The organism is Methylobacterium sp. 092160098-2, from assembly GCF_028920805.1.
GTDB classification, from domain to species: Bacteria; Pseudomonadota; Alphaproteobacteria; order Rhizobiales; family Beijerinckiaceae; genus Methylobacterium; species Methylobacterium fujisawaense.
The window spans coordinates 201827-219675 of the sequence record NZ_JAQPZJ010000002.1 but is presented as its reverse complement, the minus strand read 5'-3'; the positions used below and the strand labels follow the sequence as shown (position 1 = coordinate 219675).

Sequence of the window (17849 nt, the reverse complement as noted above, 5' to 3'; positions counted from 1 at the left end):
TGGTCAGCTCCGCGCGGCCGGACCCGGGAAGGCGAAGATCTCGCCGCTCCGGCCAACGCCGGCGGATCGGTCCCGGTCGCCCGCGGGCCGGCGCAACGCGACGACCCGCGCCGACGATCCGGGTGCTGCGGGACGGGTCTCCGGCCGGGCGTCCATCTTCAGCAGCTGGGCGCACAGTACGGCCCAGGCGCGGCTGCGCGGCGCGTCCGTCGGCATTCCTGCGGAGAGCTCCGCGAACTTCGCGCCCGCGGCCTTGACCGGAACGACACCCTCGGGAGCCGACCCGTTCTCGAACTTCGCCTCGCCCGTGTAGAGCACCAGACCAGTGACCGGCAGGGCACCGTGAGAGGCCTGACGCACGGCCTGGACCCGCTGCGCGACCTGGATCATCGGGTTCGGGATGGTCCGCGTCGTACGGCCCTGCGTCACGTTCCAGACGGGATCCCGCGCGCCGCCCTCGACGATGCCGTCCAGAGCCACGCTGCCGACCAGCACGGCGCCGCCGCCGGCCTTGACGAGATGGTCCACCGCGAGCGTCTCGATGGGCGTCGGGACCCTGACGTCGTGCAGCGAGGTGGTGGCGACCCGGCCGATCTCGGCCTTGGCCGCCAACCGTGCCGCGAGGCTCTCGCTCGCGATGGCTTCTGGCCTCCGCATGAGGCCGAGCAGTAGGACGAACGACGACGCCAGCAGGCCGCCGGCGACGACGAGCGCCGGGGCGGCCAGGGTTCCGTCGATCGCGGCGAGCGATCCGAAGAGATCCGGGGCGTTCGGTAGCAGGCTCATTGGCTTCTCGGGCGGTCGTGCACCGTGAGCAATGGCCTGTCCGCCGGGCGGTTCCGGATAGGGGTCTACTTCGTTGGAGGGTGCGTGGCCGGGCCGCCCGGGAAACCACCCTTCGTCAGGTGCGACTGGCGTCTTTCGGGGTCGTCTGCGAAGCTGCGCCGACGAGGAGACCGACATGAAGCCGGAAGACGTGTACATCCATCGGCAGGAGCCCGGCTTCGTTGTGCGGGTCACCGAAGTGCGCGGCGACGAGGTGGCGTTCGCCCCCGAGGGCGGCGGCTTCGTAAGGTCGGCCTCCACGAGCGTCTTCGAATCCGATTTCCGGGCGGAGACGCCGGAGGACCGCTCGAAACGGCTGACCTACGCCAAGGATGCGGTCCAGCTCGAGTGGGCGGATCCCGAGGCGAAGATCCCCGCATGGCTCAACGGCCGCTACTGGAACGGCTGGGCCATGCCGTCCTTCGAGAAGGACGACCTGCTGCAGGCGGTCTCGTCGGGGCTGCTCTCCGACGTCGAATTTCACGAGCCCGCCGACATGTTCGTCAGCATCATGCCGACGGACGGGGCCAACGTCATGCCGACGATCGATCGGGAACGGCTCTTCCCGGAACTCGCGAAGCGCGCGGCCGCCGGCGAACTGCTGATCGAAATGCCCGTCGGCGGGGTCGACCTCACCATCGAACTCTATCCTGGCGAAGACCTGCCCACGGCCGACGGCTCGACCGTCCACGCCTATCCCGTCGGTGCCGGGAGCTGGTGCTGGGAGACGTACCGGGCTCCCGAGCCGTCCTCGACCCCGACCCCATGACGTCCCGCGTGCCCGCCCGCCGCCTCACCCATGCGCAAGCCATCGCCGGAGCCGCGAGATGATGAACGGTGACACCTACGTCCGTCGCGACGATCCCGAAACGCAGTACAGGGTGAGCGGCGTCGAAGACGGTCTCGTCGTCTTCTCCCCCGAGGGCGGTGGCTTCCAGAGCCGGCTCGACGAGGCGACCTTCAGGAGCAGGTTCCGCGCCGCGACGCCGGACGACCACGCCCTCCACCGGACCTACCGCAAGGATGCGGTGATCGGCGACTGGGCCGAGGAGGCGACCCCGATCCCGGCCTGGCTCAACTCGCAGGCCTGGAACGGCTTCGCGATGCCCGCCTTCGAGAGGGACGACGCCATCGCGGCGATCGCGGGCGGGAGGATCCTGGACACGCACTACCACGCGGCGTCCGACGCCTTCATCTTCCTGGATCTCTGCGGCGAACCCATTCCGAGCTTCGATCCCGAGGATCTGTTCCCCAGGATCGTCGAAGCCGCAGTTTCGGGATACTGCGAAATCGAGGTCGGCGGAGAGACGCTTCAGGCCACGATCTTCCCAGGGCGCGATCTCACGACGCAGGACGGGACCGTGGTGCGGGTCTACGACATCGGTGCGGGCTCCTGGACATGGGCGCGGGCCGAGGAACCCGAGCCGGCAGCGGCCCCCTCCCCCTGAAGACCGCTGGTGCGGAACCCGGCATAGACCAACCGCCGATGCCACAGGCCCCGACGGTTGCGAAGGAATGGAATTCGGGCGAATGTCACCGCGTCCCCGATTCCTTGCGAGAGCGAATGAAGAGCACGCGCCCAATCGGTCCCGATGCGCGGGTCCTCCTCGTCGATGCGAGCTCCTTCGTCTTCCGTGCGTACCATCAGTCGCTGAACCAGGACGCGCGTTACAACGCGCGTCCTTCCGACGGCCTGCCGACGGGCGCCGTCCGCCTGTTCTTCGGCAAGCTCCTCCAGTTCGTCCGCGAAGGAGCCGCCGGCGTCGTGCCGACCCATCTCGGGATCGTCTTCGACAAGGGCTCGCGCGATTCCCACCGCAAGCAGCTCTTCGCGGAGTACAAGGCCAACCGCGACGCGACCCCGGAGGATCTGAAGCCTCAGATGCCGCTGGTCCGAGCCGCCGTCCGGGCCTTCGGCCTGCCGGTGGTCGAGCTCGACCGCACCGAAGCCGACGATCTCATCGCCTCGTACGCGAGGGCGGCAGAGGCGGCCGGCGCGGAGGTGCTGATCTTGTCGGCCGACAAGGATCTGCAGCAGCTCGTCGGGCCCCGCATCCGCTTCTACGACGCCGAGAGCGGAACGAAGGGCAAGCCCGGCTACCGGCCCGAGCGCAACCTCGACGTCGAGGCCGTGACCGCCAAGTGGGAAGGCGTCCCGCCGTCGGGCATCGGCGACGTCCTGGCGCTGATGGGCGACACATCCGACAACGTGCCGGGCGTGCCCGGCATAGGGCTGAAGACCGCCGCCCAACTGATCCTCGAATACGGTGACCTGGAGAGGCTCCTGGCGGCGGCAGGCACGATCAAACAGCCGAAGCGGCGGGAGAACCTGCTGGCGCATGCCGATCAGGCACGACTGTCGCGTCGCCTCGTCGAACTCGACTGCCGCCTGACTCTTCCGGTCGACCCCGCCGAGCTCGCCCTCGACCGTCCGGACGGACGGCGCCTCGTGGCCTACCTCAAGGCGCTCGAACTTCATGCGCTGGTGAAGCGCGTGGCCAAGGCCTGGGATCTCGATCCTGACGCCGTGAAGCCGGATTCGGAACTCGCCGCGCCGTCTGCCGGCGGGACCCGCGAGGCGGAGGCCGGCGGCACCGGAGCCACGCCGCCCGCGCCTCCGGCGGCCCCGTTCGACCGTTCCGGGTACGTGGTCGTCGCGGACGAGGCGTGCTTGGCGGAATGGATCGAGAAGGCGCGGAAGGCGGGATCCTGCGGCTTCCACGTCCACCTGGGCGAGAAGGGCATCGCGGGCGTCGCTCTGGCTCCTTCGCCCGGCGTGGCGGCCTACGTGCCCCTTGAGCATCGCGTGGACGGTTCGGGCCTGTTCGGGGGTCTCGCCGCCGGTCAGGTGCCGGCCGGCCGGGCTTGGCCCCTGCTCGGAGCCCTCGTCGAGGACGAGGCCATTGTGAAGATCGGACACGATCTGAAGCCCGGCCTCAAGGCGCTCGCCGCCGCGGGCATGAGTCTGCGCGGCTTCGACGACGTCATGCTGATGTCCTACGTCCTCGAGTCCGGGCTCGGGCGGCACGCTCTCGCCGACGTGTCGGAGCGCCATCTCGGCCACCGCACGTCGGATCCCGCGCTCCTGTGCGGGACCGGCCGGAGCAGGGTCGTCCCCGAGACGGTCTCCCCGGGCGAGACCGGACCGGTCGCTGCGGAGCAGGCCGATGCGGCGTTGCGGCTCCGCGCCGTCCTCGAACCTCGTCTCCGGGAGCGGGATCTGCTCGGCGTCTACGAGGACCTCGAGAAGCCGATGGTGCCCGTGCTCGCGCGGATGGAGGCGGCCGGCATCAAGGTCGACCGCGCGGCTCTCGACCGGCTGTCGAAGGATTTCGGGGCCTCGCTGGTGCAACTCGAGGGCGTCGTCCACGGTCTCGCCGGCGAAGCCTTCCAGATCGGATCGCCCAAGCAGATCGGCGACATCCTCTTCGGCAGGCTCGGACTGCCGGGCGGGAAGAAGACGCCCGGCGGGCAGTGGGCGACGGGGGCCACCGCGCTTGAGGAACTCGCGGGGGCCGGCCACGACCTGCCGGCCCGCATCCTCGACTGGCGACGGACCACGAAGCTCAAGACGACCTACGCCGACGCGCTGCTGGTCGCGGCGGACCGGGGTACGGACCGGATCCACACGACCTTCTCGCTGGCCGCGACGACGACCGGCCGTCTCTCTTCCAGCGAGCCGAACCTCCAGAACATCCCGGTCCGGACGGAGGAGGGGCGCCGCATCCGTGCCGCCTTCGTCGCCGCCGACGGCCATAGGATCCTGTCGGCCGACTACTCCCAGGTCGAGCTGCGCATCCTGGCCCACGTCGCCGACATACCGGAACTCCGGCAGGCGTTCCTCGACGGCCTCGACATCCACGCCGCCACGGCCTCGGAGATGTTCGGCGTGCCGCTCGGAGAGGTCGGCGGCGAGCTCCGCCGGCGGGCGAAGACCATCAACTTCGGCATCATCTACGGCATCTCCGCCTTCGGGCTGGCGGACCGCCTCGGCATCTCCAGACAGGAGGCGTCCGAATTCATCGGCCGCTACTTCGAGCGCTTTCCCGGCATCCGCGACTACATGGAGACGACGAAGGCCTTCTGCCGCGAACACGGCTTCGTCCGCACCCTGTTCGGCCGCGTGTGCCACTATCCCGGGATCACCTCCAGGAACGTCTCCGAGCGGATGGGCGTCGAGCGGCAGGCGGTGAACGCGCCGATCCAGGGCACGGCCGCCGACATCATCCGCCGCGCCATGATCCGGATGCAGCGCGAACTCGATGCGGCCGGGCTGAAGTCCCGGATGCTGCTCCAGGTCCACGACGAACTCGTGTTCGAGGTTCCGGATGCGGAGGTCGAGACGGCCGCTCCGCTGATCTCCGGGGTGATGGCGGCCGCGGCCGCGCCCCTGGTGGACCTTGCGGTCCCGCTGGTCGTCGAGGCGAAGACCGCTGAGAATTGGGAAGGTGCACACTGATGGACGCGGAAAGCGGAATGTCCGGCCCGCAGCTCGGAGACGAGCCTTCGGCACGCCCGCCGGGGTCGCCCGCCGCGGCGGCGCCCGCCGGTGCGGTATCGCCCTCCCCCCTGTTCCACTTCGCGCTGCAGGGCATCCTAATGCTCGCCGCCGCCAAGCTGCCGGCTGCGACGGCGCTGCTCTTCCCGGGCCTCGCGCCTACCGGGTGGCTCTGCCTGAAGGCGGTCCTGTTGACCGACGTCGGCGCGTACGGCTGCTTCCTGCTGGCCGTGCTGAAGATCTGGGCGTCGTCGCCGGAGGTCGCCGGGGATGGAGCAGGCGATGGCGCGTGAACTGCCGCCTTCGCTGACGGAACCGGGCTTGGCCATCGACCTAATCCGGCTCGTCGACGCGATCGGCAACCGCTACACCGCCCTACAGCTGGACGACGAGATGGGCCCGCTCATCCGGGCCGCCTGGGACCGGTACGACGAATTGAAGGACAAGGGCATCGACTTCACGCAGTGCGACCTCGCCTCCCGTGTGGAGGCGGTCGAGGCGCTGTGCCGAGCGCGCGGGCTCGTCCTGCCGCGATGGCCTCGGCCATGAATCCCGTCGATGCCGAAGCTTGGGTCCAGGAGCGGCTCCGCCGTTCCGATCTGATCCGGCACTACTTCGACCTGCGGGAGCTGGGGCTCGATCCGGCGGAGGGAGCCGAAGCGGTCGGCGCCCTTGCGGAGGTGTACGTGCTCGGCCGCTGCCTTGCGCTGTCTACGGTGGCCGCGCGGACGGTCGGGCGCGATCGGCTGGTCAGCTTCCTCTGGCCCGACGGCCGGCTGATGCACAGCGTCGTCGCCTGCGCTCCGCAGTATGCCGGAGAGCCCCTCAAAGGGGACTGCGTCGATGTCCTGGGTCGCTGTCGTCTGTCCGATGTCGAGGCGGACCTGCGAGCCGCGATCGCTCCCGTGACCATCGAGATCGGGGTCGGCGCCCAGGACCGCGATCTGCTGGATGGCGAGGTCGAAGCTCTGGAACTCGTGATCCGGCAGCTCCCCTGGCTGCGCCGGACCCTCCTGGCGGCCGAGCCGGACGACGTGGGCCCCCGGGCCTTTCTCGACGCGGCAGTCTGGGCGCGCGACGTCCGGGCGGGTGCCGTGGAGGATGCGCCCCACGCTTCTTGTCCGGGCTGAAGACGGGACGGCCTGCCTCTCGACGACGCCCTCCACATCGGACGTCGAATCCGGACTCGACGATGCCGGATGCGTCCCCCTAGGACCGGATCATGGACGCGAAGCGGTCGAAACTGCTCGAACGGATCAGGCAGCTCTGCGGCCGGACGGTCGACAGAGGGTTCACGGAAGCCGAGGCTCTCGCTGCCGCCGAGAAGGTGTCCGCGCTCCTCGACGAAAACGACCTCACCCTCGACGAGGTCGAGATCCGGTCATCGCCCGTCGGCCGCAAGGACGCCCAGTTCGAAAGCGATCTCGGAGAACGCATCTGGAAGGTGGCCTCGGCGATCGCCCAGCTCACAGGGACGCGGTACTGGACGAGCGCGGCCGGCGTCGCACCGGTGCGCATCACCTTCTTCGGCCTGCTGCACGAGGCGCAGATCGCCGGCTACCTTCTCGACATCTGCGCCAGGGCGATGCGGTACGAAGCGGCTGCGGCCGGCGCAGCCTGGGCGCTGTACCGGTTGCCGGTCCGGAACAGGCGTCGCGCCGCCTTCCTCGACGGAATGGCGGATGCGCTCGGTCGGCGGATCTCGGAGATGAGGAAGCCGCAGCCGACAGGGCGAGGTCTGGTGGTCGTACGGGAGCGGATCGTCGACGAGGAGCTGTCCAGACTGGGCGTGAGGATCAGGGATGCGCGCTCGCGGTCGTCGGACGATTTCGACCCGGCCTACGGCGACGGCATGACTGCGGCGGGTCGCGTGGCGCTGGATCCGGGGCTGACGCCCCCTCAGGGTACGAGTGCGCTCATCGGACGTGCGGTCGGGTAGGTTTTCTCGGCGCCGCTCGGATGCGTCCGTCCCGATCCGCACCTCCACGCCCGTCGTCAGGCTGTCCGCGTGATATAAATACCGCTCGCCGATATTGGTCTCATGACGGGCGTCATCTGTTTTCGCCAGCGGATTTGACACACCATTCCGGGGTCTATTTTGTTATGAAGCCATTAGCCCATCAGGCTGTACTGCATGGTTCAAATACTATCCATAAGCTATAGAAGAGTGTATATCCAGCTCGCGAACAGGTTTCACGAGCCAACGATCTACGCGCGATCTTCGAAGCTCCCCTGCTCGCAGGAATTGCACGCAACAAGTGGCGAGACCTCAGAGGAAATATAACGTAAGTGCCTTGAGTGATTATCGCTCAGTCAAAAACATGACAATCGGCGATCACTTGCATTGTGAGCGGAATAAGTCTGAAACCGTTTCCGGGTGTAACTTTGCGGGTGTCAATGGGGTGACAGTCCCTTAGCGTATCCCTAGTAGGTTGGGCACGGTTTCGAGGGAGGGGCAGGTGGTCCGCATCCTACTCGCCGCAGCAGGTGCCGTCGTCGGCCTGGTGTTGGGCGCTATGCTCAGGCCCTCGATGTTCGGGCGGCCGGTGCCCCTCGACGTGCTCGTCTCCTCCCACCCGATGGATGCCCCCTTCCGAGCCCAGATTCTCCAGACCTTCGCCTTGACGATCCTGGGCGGCGTGACCGTCGCCCTGTTCCTGGGACACCTGCTGCGTCGTCACGCTTCCGGGGTGCGCGTACCGCGGCGCTAGCGTCCGAACGTCGGCATCGGGAGGACCACGACGTCCTCGTCCGGCACGCCCCATCCCTCTTCGAGCATGGCCGCGAGCGGCGAGAGCCGTCTGGTCTCGACGGTGGCGTCGAGCAGCCGGAATCCGTCGCGGGGGCGGTCGTCGGGATACCGCCCGGCGCTAACGGTCGCGGCCTGCACCGATCCCCGGCCGGCCGCCTCCGCCTGCAGAAGAGCTTCGATGCGACCCACATGGGCGGCGCTCAGGTATCCGCGGTCGGTTTCGGCGCAGATGCCGTCGACGAAGAGCGCGTTGCCCGGACGCGCGCGGCGATTGTACGTCAGCCACGATTCGAGGCCCGCCTCGTCACGGATGGCCTCCTTGGCGTCGCCGCTCGCGTAGACCCGCACGCAGATGTGGATGGCCATCGAGATCACTCCGTCGCTCGGATGCCGCGCTGTCAGCGGCGGACGCCCGGGCACATCTTGTTCTGGACGAAGGAGGCGAGAGAGGCGTTGCAGCCCTTGAACCGTACGGTCAGGTTGCGGGCCTGGGCCACGTACCGCTCGCCGCGATACACGATGACGGCCTCGCCCTCCCCGTCCCGATAGCTCACCACCTCCACCGGGGTCTCCGCGTCGTCCGGCGTGCTGATGCAGCGGTGGTCGCGGACGGCGCATATCTCCACGCCCCCGGAGACCGTGCCGGGCAGGTTGACCATCAAGGCCGACGCCGGTCCGGATGCGACGACCGCGATCAGGCTCGCGAGGCACACGGCGGGTTTTGGAAGCACGGAACACTCCGGAGGTGTCGGATAGGTCGTACCCTCGGCAGACTAGCCGAGGGCCGGACCCGCGGCCAGATCCGTACGGCACCCCATTGCGGACATCCCGTGCGGAACGCGGAAAGAGGCGCCATCACTCTCGCGACCTATGAAGGAACGACGCGGCTTGCTCCTTTCGGGCGCCGATCCGACACTGGGGGGATCGGGAGGAGCGACATGGGCACCTGGGCGACGCCATTCACGGACGGGGACGTTTCGCGCCTGGAGGCGCTGATGGCCGAGCCCCTCCCCGCCTCGCGAGCGGCCGATGCGCTCTACGATCTGGTCGGGGACGACACGCTCTTCGACGCGATCGCGACCGCGGTCGATCATGATCCGGACGGCGACGTCCGACCTCTCGTAGCTATGACGCTCGACGAGTGGACGAACTGGATGCACCCCGAGAGCTTCGCGCGCGCCGCCGAGGCTTCGCCGGCCATCCGCGTCGTTCCCTTCGACGACGGCTGCTGGGAGCGGCTGAAGACCATCGCCGGCGGCTACGAAGGCATCGACCTCGCATCGATCGTCGGGGCACCCATGGTCCCGGACACGATCGATGGAGCCAAGTCCACGTTCTCCGCCCTGTGGGCGGACGAGCGGGATGTTCCCGAGCTGGAAGTCGCGAAGACGAAGGTGCCGGGCGTCTACGCCGTCAGGGTAGCCGACGGCGAGATCTCGCGGGTCGAGATCCTGTACGGGGTCATCGCCGGCGCGGATCCGCGCGTGTCGGACGAGTTGGTAGCCTCGCTGTTCCCTGCCGGGCCCCCTGCTCCCGCCGTCGTCCGGTAGCGGTCAGCCGATCGCGATGACGGGAGGTTCGACGGTCTCGAAGCCCAAGCCGGCCATGATCGGCCGGGCCTTGATGGCTCCGGGCCGATAGGAGACGGGCCCCCCGAAGGCATCGACCTGAAGCACACCCTTGTTGCAGGCGAGCCAGAGCAGGCTGTCAACGGTCGCGATCCTGTCGTTCGTGGCCTGGGCCAGGGGCAGACACAGGGCCCGGCAGGCCGCGAACCGCTCCTGGACCCGCCCGCCGGGCCGATCCGGAATGCCAGCGAGGCGGCAGAGCCAGATGTCGGGCTTCGGCAGATCCCGTCCGAGGTTCTTAGCCAGTTGGAAGCACGTCACGGCTCCTACGCCTGGCATGGCGCGGCACCATGCGAGCAGCTCCTCGTCGGTGGCCGCCTTCAGAGATGCGAACTCGTCGTACAGGTCCTTGCGTCGGGCCCAGGCTGTCTCGATCGCGGCGGCCCGCATGCGATGTCCGAACGCGGAGAGCACGGGGCTGCCGCCGTGGATCGCATCCCAAACACGACGCTCTACCGTGCGCGCGGCCTGTGCCGTCCGTCCTGCACACAGAATAATCCAGACGATCTCGCCGGCGAGCTTCTCGGGGTCGGCCGGCTCGGCGAGCGCCGTCGACCAGTTCAGCATGGGGGGCGCGTCGGGATCGTTTGCCAGCAGCCAGGAGCGGAGCTCGATCCAGACTGGCGTCGGGATACGAACTGCAGACGAATAAGATGACTCGCCTATCAACGAAAAAGACATAGTCCGCTCATCGTGAGACAAGATGATTGGTTGACTTCGAAATCCAAATCAATGAATGACATATCGATAAAACAGAAAAGCACCAATCTTGCAGCCTGTGTCGATCAATCCATCAATGCGCAGGAACATAAAAGATGTGAACATCGTACCAACTATAAAGGACATAAAGGCTCGTATGTAGAAAGATTTGCATTCTTCGTATTGACGTCGCGACCTGATCCTGGATGTTGCTGCTTTGCGCGCTGCCCTAGTCAAAGCCTTGTCATTATTGAGAACTCCGCGGTCCGAGTTCAAAATATCAACCCTTGTCCGCAGATAGTCCGATACCCTTACTATAGAACTTTGCATGTACGTAACGTACTTCTGTACAGCTACCCAACACAAGCCGCAATAGTATACGCCAATGAGATATGAAGCAGCAGCGACTATCGCCAAGATCGTAAAATAAGGAAAAATGATAGGCTTTTCATCATAAAGCCTTACTATCGATCCAGCGTTCGACGCCGCAAGTATACCTCCGACATTTAGCGTCGCAAAGTACTTGATCATCTCATAAGCGATATTCAGCCTCGCCGTTTCCAGCGCCTTGCGCGACTCTGGAATTTGAGCGAGTTCGCCTTCAATACGCTTTAGCTCAACGCTTGTAGCCGACATTTGAGCCGCTCAACTGTTGCGCAAGTAGCTAGGTGCAAACGCCGCCGCCAGCCCGTCGAAGGAATGAAACCTTGTGGATGCGTCAAACGTCAAGCATCATGTTCGAAAGGTCGCACAAATCCGCCCCTGCCCATGGCCGAGCCCAAAACCATCACCACACGCCGTCACCGGCAATACGGTACGGTTGCGTACCGACTGAGCCCTGCCGGTCCCCTCGTTTTGCTGGTAACCTCGCGGGAAACCCGTCGTTGGGTCATACCGAAAGGCTGGCCGATGAAGGGACGAAAGCCACACAAGGCCGCAGCTATTGAAGCATTCGAAGAGGCCGGCGTTGTCGGACGGGTGCGGAACAAGCCGCTCGGGACGTTCTCCTATGCGAAGGTGAAGCCGCAGGGCATTATGCCTTGCTCTGTGAAGGTCTTCCCGCTGAAGGTCCGGGAGGTTCATGACGAATGGCCGGAATCCGGGGAACGAGAGCGCTGTTGGTTCTCGCCGGAAGATGCAGCGACTCTAGTCAGCGAACCCGGCTTGGCAGAGCTGCTGCGTTCCTTCAATCCGACGAGGGCGGCGAAGGCCCGATGACAGAGATGCCTGCGCACGATAGCGGCCCTGCCGGCGGGGCCGGCCCATCCCTCTGCGACCGTTGCTGGGCGCCGGGGGCATGCTGCCGCAACATGATGCTCTACCACGTAGATGGCGTGGACCTGTTTCAGCGTGCAGGCGAGGATGCCGCGACGCTCCTGCCAGTCCGCCTAAGAGAGGCCCGACTTCCCTTCGATCCTCTCAAGCCAGGGATGCTCCATCGCAGTCCCGAGGGCGACCCGGTCCTCATCTGGATGTTCGCATGTCGCGAACTGACGCCGGGCGGCAGATGCGGGATCTACGCGTCGCGGCCAGCCATCTGTCGGACCTACGCACCGGCCAGTGATGGCCTATGCGTCCACCACGGTGGATCGGAGGCCGGAGACGCGAGCGGATGCCCGACCTTCGCACTTCCTCAGCGCGCAATCTGAAGGACGAAGACCCGTATGAACGACCCCGTCGGAGCGATCCTACTTGGCCGAGTTCAGGCCTCATCCATGGCGGACGTCCTGGAGCAGCGAGCCGGCCTCTTCATGAATCCGGAGATGGTCGAGGACACCACCGTCAAGATCGCGTTCGTCGAGAACGGTGAAGGGCGCCAGTTCGGCACGATCAGCATCTTCAGCGAAGAGGTCTCGCATCGGGAATACGCCGGTGTCTTCGATGGCGAGCGCACGCTCGTGGGCGCCGCGTTCGGGCTGGCCGATGCCGCGCGGATCCTCGTCGAAGAGTTCGGCGGCTATCTGCGCAAGCCGGGTGCCAGTGGATTCGTCCTCATGGAAGGGCGTCGAGATCCCCCGCTCACGCCCGCGGACGCCCTGCTTGTCCGGCTCCAGAAGGCGGTCTCCTTCACGGCGGCGAAGGCCGTGCGCGACGCGATCGTGGCGGACTCGGAGCTTGCGGCCGATCTCGTCGCCGGCATCGAAAGGCTGCCGACGCCGGCGAACGCGCCCTCCCCCAGGTAAATCGACAGCCTCAGGGGTGTGGCGCCACTCCTGAAGCCTCGAGCGAGACGCGCCACGCGTTCACGGAGGCCCGCACCGAAGGCGATCGGAGGACCAGATCGGCTTCGATGGCCTCGGCGGCCCTCAGGAGGGTTCCAGGGTCCGAGACGGCGGCCTGGACGGCGGGCAAGGTGGCTTCGCAGAGCCTCACCAGCCGGATGTCGCAACTGGTCCCGGTTCCATGCTCGAAAGCCACCGCAGCCCGGAACGCGTCCTCCTGCTCCAGCGACGTCGCGAGAACCCGTTCGGTCCTCCGCAGCTGCGCAGCCGCCTCCTCGGGGTCGTTGTCGTGCCAAGGCCAGAGCGTCGCGCGGAGGACCTCCTCGACGTAGAAGTCGAACAGGGGAGCATCCCGGGTCGCGATCTCGGCCGCTGCGATCGAGCGGGCCTCAAGCAGGTGCCTTCGGCGGCCTGCGTCCGGGGCCTCGTCGGAACCGTTCCGCATCACGCCGACCACGGCCGATCCGGCTTCGCCGCGAAAGACCACGAGGCGATACGGCGATCCGGGCTCGACCGCGTACGGGGTGTCGGCGTCCAAGGAGGGCATCTCGAACTCAGCTGAAGCAGGGAATGGCCGCCCGGGCCGGCAGCGTCTCCAGGACGGCGCGCGAGATCTCCTCGGGATCGCCCGTCGCGTCCACCCGACAGTAAGGGACGCCGGCGTCGGAAAGGAGGGCGTGCGCCGGCCGGGTCTCGATCTCGAATGCCAGGATGCGCCTCGGGAGCGTCGAAGGGTCATCGTCGGCACGGCCCTGGGATGCGCGGTACCGCAGGCGCTCGAAGAGGACATCCGCTGGCGCCTCCAGCACGAAGAGAGCGTCGACGACATGGTGGTCCAGGAGTGCCTCGGCCTCGGGAAGCCTGCGGGGGAAGCCGTCGAGCACGAAGCCCTCGCGGCAGTCCGGCTCGGCGAGCCGTGCCAGGACGAGCCGCGCGATCGCGTCGCTCGGAGCGAGCGTTCCGTCGGAGACGAGGCCGAGCAGTCGCATCGCAGCCGGGTCGCCCGTGGCGGCGGCTTCCCGGATCAACCCTCCGGACGAGACGTGGGGCACGCCGAGCGCCTCGGCGAGATTGCCGCCCTGACGCGTCTTGCCGGCAAGCGGGGGGCCTGAGACGAGGATGCGCATGCCTGCAGGACGGTCCGGGGCCTCGATACGCGCCGACGTTACGGACCGCCCGTGAAAGCCGCAACTTCGAAGGAATGGCGCGTTGCGATGGTCTGTGCGAACTTCCCGGCATGAAGGAACCCGATGGTTCCGAGGGACCGGGATCGGCGGGAAGCGATGCAGCCTGACGTGGATATCGAGGCCGGGCGACATTCCGCCGGCCGGAAGCTGCGGCCCGTCGGCATCAAGCGCATCCCGATGAAGCGGGTGTTCGCCGGCGCCTACCTCGACCAGGATCGTCGCCCGCGGAAGAAGCTGCGCAACAACTCCGACGTTACCCGATACCTTCTGCAGCAGAGCCTGCTCGATCTGGGGGAGCCCATCCGCGAGCCCTCCCCCGAAGGAGACGAGAAGATCGCGAAGATGATGGCGGCCGAGGTCGTCGCAGCGATCGCGCGACCGGGCAGCTCGTCCGTCAACTGGTACTCCCACGCCATCGAGCGGGCGATCGCGATCGCGTCGGTGATGCATCCCGAGATCGCCTCGGACGAGGCCGCACGGGCGGTGCCGGGCGGTTGGTTCAAGTCGGCCGACGACGCCCGCATCGTCTTCCTGGCGGCGACCGCGATCACCTCGCAGAACGTCGTCGTGCGGGACAACATCCGGTACGCTCTGGAGCAGTACAGGCACTTCCTGGCGCACGGCACCTTCCAGGTGAAGGGCTATGGCGCCAAGGCGCAATCGGTGAAGAGCAATCTCGCCCGCTTCAATCAGATGCTCGACATCTTCGATCGCGACATCCACGCGCTCGGCAGGTTTCTGGACGCCGAGTTCACGATGACGGAGCTGCGCGACGTCGGCCGTAAGTACGGCGTGATCATCGGCGGCAAGGAACTCGCCGACGAAGTAGTTCATGGATCAATGTTGTTCGGCCCAAAGATCGGGAACGGGTTTTATCAAAATCTTCGTGGCAACCTCCGGCCAGTAACAATTGACCTCTGGTTTGCCAGAACTTGGGGACGCTACACTGCTACTCTTATTAAAGGAGAAGTGACCGAAAAGCAAGTGCAGAGACTTGCCAACAGCCTGCGTGATCTTCCCGAGGCCTTCATGCTGAAGATGCGGGAGGATGGCATCGAGATCGAGCCGGACGGCGTGCCGCAGCTGGACCAGATGGAGCTCCTCGACCTCGGCCGTGCGCTGACCCGCTTCTGGGAACGCATGCGCAAGGCCATGGCGCGGGAAGGCGAGACCAACGAGCAGCTTTCGCTCTACAAGGCACGCCTCGACTGGCCCGGCGCCGCCGAGGCCGTCGTTCAGGGCTTGGCCGAATCCGTCGACGCACCCACGAGCGGCGGAATGCGGCGATGGATCCGCAGCGTCGTCGACAGGTCGTTGCATATACTGGAGAGCAACGGCATAGAAATGAACGCTGCGGATCTGCAGGCGACGCTATGGTACCCCGAGAAGGACCTCTACCAAGTACTCCTTGGCCGAAACACATCCGTAAGGAATGACAGCTACGATGACGCCCTCTACGCCACCGCCAGACGCGAAGGACACGACCATGCAGCCATCGAAGCCGCACTTCGCTCCTTGGGAGCGCACGGATTCGTCGGACGATGGAATCCAGAAGCCTTTGGACCAAGCGAGCCCGGACCAGCTGAAAGGAATGGTCCAGGATCTGAGGAAGATCGCGGAGAGCCGGCGGAGCCCGAGCTCGGACAAGAAGTCGGACTGAGCGAAGGAGTCTACGAGGAGCCGTTCGCAGAGCCCGCTCCCGAAATCCCCTCTTTCGCCTCCTTTTCGCCTGCCTAGTGTTGCCGATCGGCCATTGCTTCGGCTCCTTCGAGCTGCAAGCTGGCCGGACTGGTGATCGGCCATCCGGCCGAGCCAAGAGACCGGTGATGGCGATGCAGGTGGTGGGTGGTCTTCGGCGGCGTCGGCCGAGACCGGTACTCGTGGCGAAGATCAGCGGCTGCGTGGCCGCGGTCTCGATCTCTGCCCTGGCCGTCGTCCTGTCGATGGGCTTCCGCGGGCACGAGCTGGCTTCGGCGACCCGCGAAATCGCGGCTCTCGACGTCGTGCTGGCGGAGACGACCTCCCAGGCCTTCTCGACGGTGTCGATGGTTCTCGACCGGATCGTCGAGGATGTCGGAACGGACCAGATCGCCACGCCTGCGGACTTCCGCCCCCGCCTCTCGGACTTCGACGTCCACGACTGTCTCAAGATGCGGGGAGCCGGCATCGCGCGCTTCGCGACGCTCCTGCTGTTCGATGCGAAAGGCGACCTCGTCAGCCACTCGAAGCTTTGGCCGACGCCCGTCGTCAACATCGCCGACCGCGACTACTACCGCCACGCACGCGACGTGCCCGGATCCGACCCCTACGTCAGCGAGCCGATCCGCAACAAGGTGACCGGCCGCTGGGTGGTCCAGGTCGCGAAGCGCTACGACGCCAAGGACGGCAGCTTCGCCGGCGTGCTCGTCGGCGCCATCGAGCTCGAGTACTTTCAGGATCTCTACGCCAACATGCGCCTTCCGGAGGGCTACGCGGCGGCCCTGTGGCGCCGGGACGGGACGCTGCTAGCGCGCAGCCCCGCCGACGTGGAGGTCGGCAACCGGTACGTCACGCCGGCCCTCGGCATCATCCAGTCCGGCGCGACCCAAGGCACCTACCACACCGAACACGCCAGCGACGGCAAGGCCCGCATCACGGCGGTCCATGCGGCCAGGGACTTTCCGGTCTTCGTCACGTCCTCCATGACACGCTCCGCCGCCCTGGCGGACTGGCGGAGCATGGTGGCGATCGTGGCCGTCGCCGCCGGGATGGCTTTGATCGCCACCCTGGCGATCTCCGTCGCCGCCGTCCGAAGGCTGGCCCTCGTCGAGAGGCTCCAGGCCGCTCTGCGCGCCCAGGAGGAATCCGAGGCGCAGGTTCGCCAGCTCCAGAAGATGGACGCCCTCGGCCAGCTGACCGGCGGGATCGCGCACGACTTCAACAACATGCTGGCGGTCGTGAAGGGCAACATCGACCTTCTCCGTCGGCGGCTCGACCAAGGCCGCAGGGATGTCGGCAGCTACCTGGACGCGGCCGACGACGGCGTCGTGCGGGCCGCCGACCTGACGCGCCGGCTCCTGGCGTTCTCGCGACGCGAGCCGCTTAGGGCTGAGGTCGTCGAGCCGAACGCCTTCGTCGAGAACCTCGCGGAACTCTTCCGCAGGACCTTCGGTCACGATCTGACCCTGGAGACGCGGCTCGGATCCGACCTGCCCTTCGTCAAGGTCGATCCGGGACAGTTCGAGAACGCCGTCCTCAACCTCGCCATCAATGCCCGCGACGCCACGCCCGAGGGCGGCACCGTATCCATCCGGACCAGGCCCGCACTGGGGGCCGACACCGGGATCCCCGGTGTCGCGCCCGATGCCCGCTTCGCGGTCGTGGAGGTCGCCGACACGGGATCCGGCATGTCGCCCGACGTCCTGGCCCGGATCTTCGAGCCGTTCTTCACCACCAAGCCCGTCGGAAAGGGAACGGGCCTGGGTCTGCCTCAGGTGTTCGCCTTCGCTGACGCCGCGAGCGGACGCGTGGAGGTCGAATCGGAGGTCGGACGCGGAACGAAGGTCAGGATCTACATCCCGTCCACCGAAGAGCGTCCGGCCGGGCTCGTCGAGGAGGACTCCGCTCCGGTCGCGACCCACGGTCAGACGATCCTCGTCGTCGACGACGAGGAGGCCATGCGCAGGCTTTCCCGCGAGATGCTGTCCAACCTCGGCTACGAGGTCCTGACCGCGGCCGACGGCGAGGAGGCGCTGGCCATCCTCGGTCGGACCCGGGGAGTCGAGCTCGTCATCACCGACCTGGGCATGCCCGGCATGGGCGGCGTGCGGTTCGCCCAGGAGGCGGTCAAGCTCCGTCCGGGCATGCGGATCATCTTCGCGACGGGATCCGGCCACGAAGGGCCGGCAGCGGACAACGACGTCGGGCCGACGGTCCTGGCGAAGCCGTATTCGACCGGCGAACTCGCCCGCATGGTCCAGGCGGCGCTCGCCGCCTAGCGTGGTCCGAGGGGCGCCTCGCTGCACGTCTCGGCGTGAGGCATGCCCGTTGGGAAGCGGG

Annotated in this window: 21 protein-coding genes; 14 read left to right on the top strand and 7 right to left on the bottom strand. The window is 67.0% G+C overall.

What is annotated here, in order from left to right; translation table 11 throughout:
• Positions 1-3 precede the first annotated feature (3 nt).
• Positions 4-786, bottom strand: a complete 783-nt coding sequence (locus PQI07_RS26390) for a nuclease-related domain-containing protein (RefSeq protein WP_274928004.1) — start codon at positions 784-786, stop codon at positions 4-6.
• Between the two features lie 175 nt (positions 787-961).
• Here PQI07_RS26390 and PQI07_RS26385 point away from each other — a divergent pair, with 175 nt between their 5' ends.
• The 8 genes from PQI07_RS26385 to PQI07_RS26350 all read left to right on the top strand — a co-directional run bounded on the left by PQI07_RS26385 (position 962) and on the right by PQI07_RS26350 (position 8034).
• Positions 962-1594 carry a hypothetical protein gene (locus PQI07_RS26385; protein ID WP_274928003.1) on the top strand — a complete coding sequence of 211 codons (633 nt, stop codon included), beginning with the start codon at positions 962-964 and terminating at the stop codon, positions 1592-1594.
• A gap of 58 nt (positions 1595-1652) precedes the next feature.
• The gene (locus PQI07_RS26380; protein ID WP_274928002.1) at positions 1653-2273 is read left to right on the top strand and encodes a hypothetical protein; all 621 of its coding nucleotides are present in this window, start codon (positions 1653-1655) and stop codon (positions 2271-2273) included.
• 116 nt (positions 2274-2389) lie between these two features.
• Complete coding sequence (gene polA, locus PQI07_RS26375) at positions 2390-5284, top strand: DNA polymerase I (protein ID WP_274928001.1); 2895 nt, start codon at positions 2390-2392, stop codon at positions 5282-5284.
• Positions 5285-5301: 17 nt separating this feature from the next.
• On the top strand, positions 5302-5616 hold the full coding sequence (locus PQI07_RS26370; RefSeq protein ID WP_274928000.1) for a hypothetical protein: 315 nt from the start codon (positions 5302-5304) through the stop codon (positions 5614-5616).
• Complete coding sequence (locus tag PQI07_RS26365) at positions 5606-5872, top strand: hypothetical protein (protein ID WP_274927999.1); 267 nt, start codon at positions 5606-5608, stop codon at positions 5870-5872. The genes PQI07_RS26370 and PQI07_RS26365 overlap by 11 nt, the downstream gene beginning before the upstream one ends.
• The gene (locus tag PQI07_RS26360; RefSeq protein WP_274927998.1) at positions 5869-6453 is read left to right on the top strand and encodes a hypothetical protein; all 585 of its coding nucleotides are present in this window, start codon (positions 5869-5871) and stop codon (positions 6451-6453) included. Before PQI07_RS26365 ends, PQI07_RS26360 begins: the two co-directional genes overlap by 4 nt.
• A 92-nt stretch (positions 6454-6545) precedes the next feature.
• The gene (locus tag PQI07_RS26355) at positions 6546-7262 is read left to right on the top strand and encodes a DUF7168 domain-containing protein (RefSeq protein ID WP_274927997.1); all 717 of its coding nucleotides are present in this window, start codon (positions 6546-6548) and stop codon (positions 7260-7262) included.
• 520 nt (positions 7263-7782) lie between these two features.
• A complete protein-coding gene (locus tag PQI07_RS26350; protein ID WP_274927996.1) occupies positions 7783-8034 on the top strand; it encodes a hypothetical protein in 252 nt (83 codons plus the stop codon).
• Here PQI07_RS26350 and PQI07_RS26345 read toward each other — a convergent pair.
• A complete protein-coding gene (locus tag PQI07_RS26345) occupies positions 8031-8441 on the bottom strand; it encodes a hypothetical protein (protein WP_274927995.1) in 411 nt (136 codons plus the stop codon). The two genes, PQI07_RS26350 and PQI07_RS26345, sit on opposite strands and share 4 nt — an antisense overlap.
• A gap of 32 nt (positions 8442-8473) precedes the next feature.
• Positions 8474-8806 (bottom strand): hypothetical protein, encoded by a 333-nt coding sequence (locus PQI07_RS26340; protein ID WP_274927994.1) that lies wholly within the window; start codon positions 8804-8806, stop codon positions 8474-8476.
• A gap of 207 nt (positions 8807-9013) precedes the next feature.
• Here PQI07_RS26340 and PQI07_RS26335 point away from each other — a divergent pair, with 207 nt between their 5' ends.
• Positions 9014-9625, top strand: coding sequence for a hypothetical protein (locus PQI07_RS26335; protein WP_274927993.1), 612 nt, complete (start codon positions 9014-9016; stop codon positions 9623-9625).
• Positions 9626-9628: 3 nt separating this feature from the next.
• Here PQI07_RS26335 and PQI07_RS26330 read toward each other — a convergent pair whose 3' ends face one another.
• Together PQI07_RS26330 and PQI07_RS26325 are read right to left on the bottom strand one after the other, a co-directional pair.
• Positions 9629-10270, bottom strand: coding sequence for a hypothetical protein (locus PQI07_RS26330; RefSeq protein WP_274927992.1), 642 nt, complete (start codon positions 10268-10270; stop codon positions 9629-9631).
• Between the two features lie 162 nt (positions 10271-10432).
• Positions 10433-11038, bottom strand: coding sequence for a hypothetical protein (locus tag PQI07_RS26325; RefSeq protein WP_274927991.1), 606 nt, complete (start codon positions 11036-11038; stop codon positions 10433-10435).
• Between the two features lie 132 nt (positions 11039-11170).
• Between PQI07_RS26325 and PQI07_RS26320 the strand changes: the two genes are divergently transcribed.
• The 3 genes from PQI07_RS26320 to PQI07_RS26310 all read left to right on the top strand — a co-directional run bounded on the left by PQI07_RS26320 (position 11171) and on the right by PQI07_RS26310 (position 12585).
• The gene (locus PQI07_RS26320; protein WP_274927990.1) at positions 11171-11620 is read left to right on the top strand and encodes an NUDIX hydrolase; all 450 of its coding nucleotides are present in this window, start codon (positions 11171-11173) and stop codon (positions 11618-11620) included.
• Positions 11617-12051 carry a YkgJ family cysteine cluster protein gene (locus PQI07_RS26315; protein WP_342462655.1) on the top strand — a complete coding sequence of 145 codons (435 nt, stop codon included), beginning with the start codon at positions 11617-11619 and terminating at the stop codon, positions 12049-12051. Before PQI07_RS26320 ends, PQI07_RS26315 begins: the two co-directional genes overlap by 4 nt.
• Before the next feature lie 66 nt (positions 12052-12117).
• The gene (locus PQI07_RS26310; RefSeq protein WP_274927988.1) at positions 12118-12585 is read left to right on the top strand and encodes a hypothetical protein; all 468 of its coding nucleotides are present in this window, start codon (positions 12118-12120) and stop codon (positions 12583-12585) included.
• 10 nt (positions 12586-12595) lie between these two features.
• Here PQI07_RS26310 and PQI07_RS26305 read toward each other — a convergent pair whose 3' ends face one another.
• Together PQI07_RS26305 and PQI07_RS26300 are read right to left on the bottom strand one after the other, a co-directional pair.
• Entirely contained in the window at positions 12596-13171 is a 576-nt protein-coding gene (locus PQI07_RS26305) for a hypothetical protein (RefSeq protein ID WP_274927987.1), read from the bottom strand.
• Positions 13172-13178: 7 nt separating this feature from the next.
• Positions 13179-13751 carry an adenylate kinase family protein gene (locus tag PQI07_RS26300; protein WP_274927986.1) on the bottom strand — a complete coding sequence of 191 codons (573 nt, stop codon included), beginning with the start codon at positions 13749-13751 and terminating at the stop codon, positions 13179-13181.
• A 156-nt stretch (positions 13752-13907) separates the two neighbouring features.
• Here PQI07_RS26300 and PQI07_RS26295 point away from each other — a divergent pair, with 156 nt between their 5' ends.
• Together PQI07_RS26295 and PQI07_RS26290 are read left to right on the top strand one after the other, a co-directional pair.
• Complete coding sequence (locus PQI07_RS26295; RefSeq protein ID WP_274927985.1) at positions 13908-15548, top strand: hypothetical protein; 1641 nt, start codon at positions 13908-13910, stop codon at positions 15546-15548.
• Between the two features lie 143 nt (positions 15549-15691).
• Positions 15692-17788, top strand: a complete 2097-nt coding sequence (locus PQI07_RS26290; protein ID WP_274927984.1) for a hybrid sensor histidine kinase/response regulator — start codon at positions 15692-15694, stop codon at positions 17786-17788.
• Positions 17789-17849 lie beyond the last annotated feature (61 nt).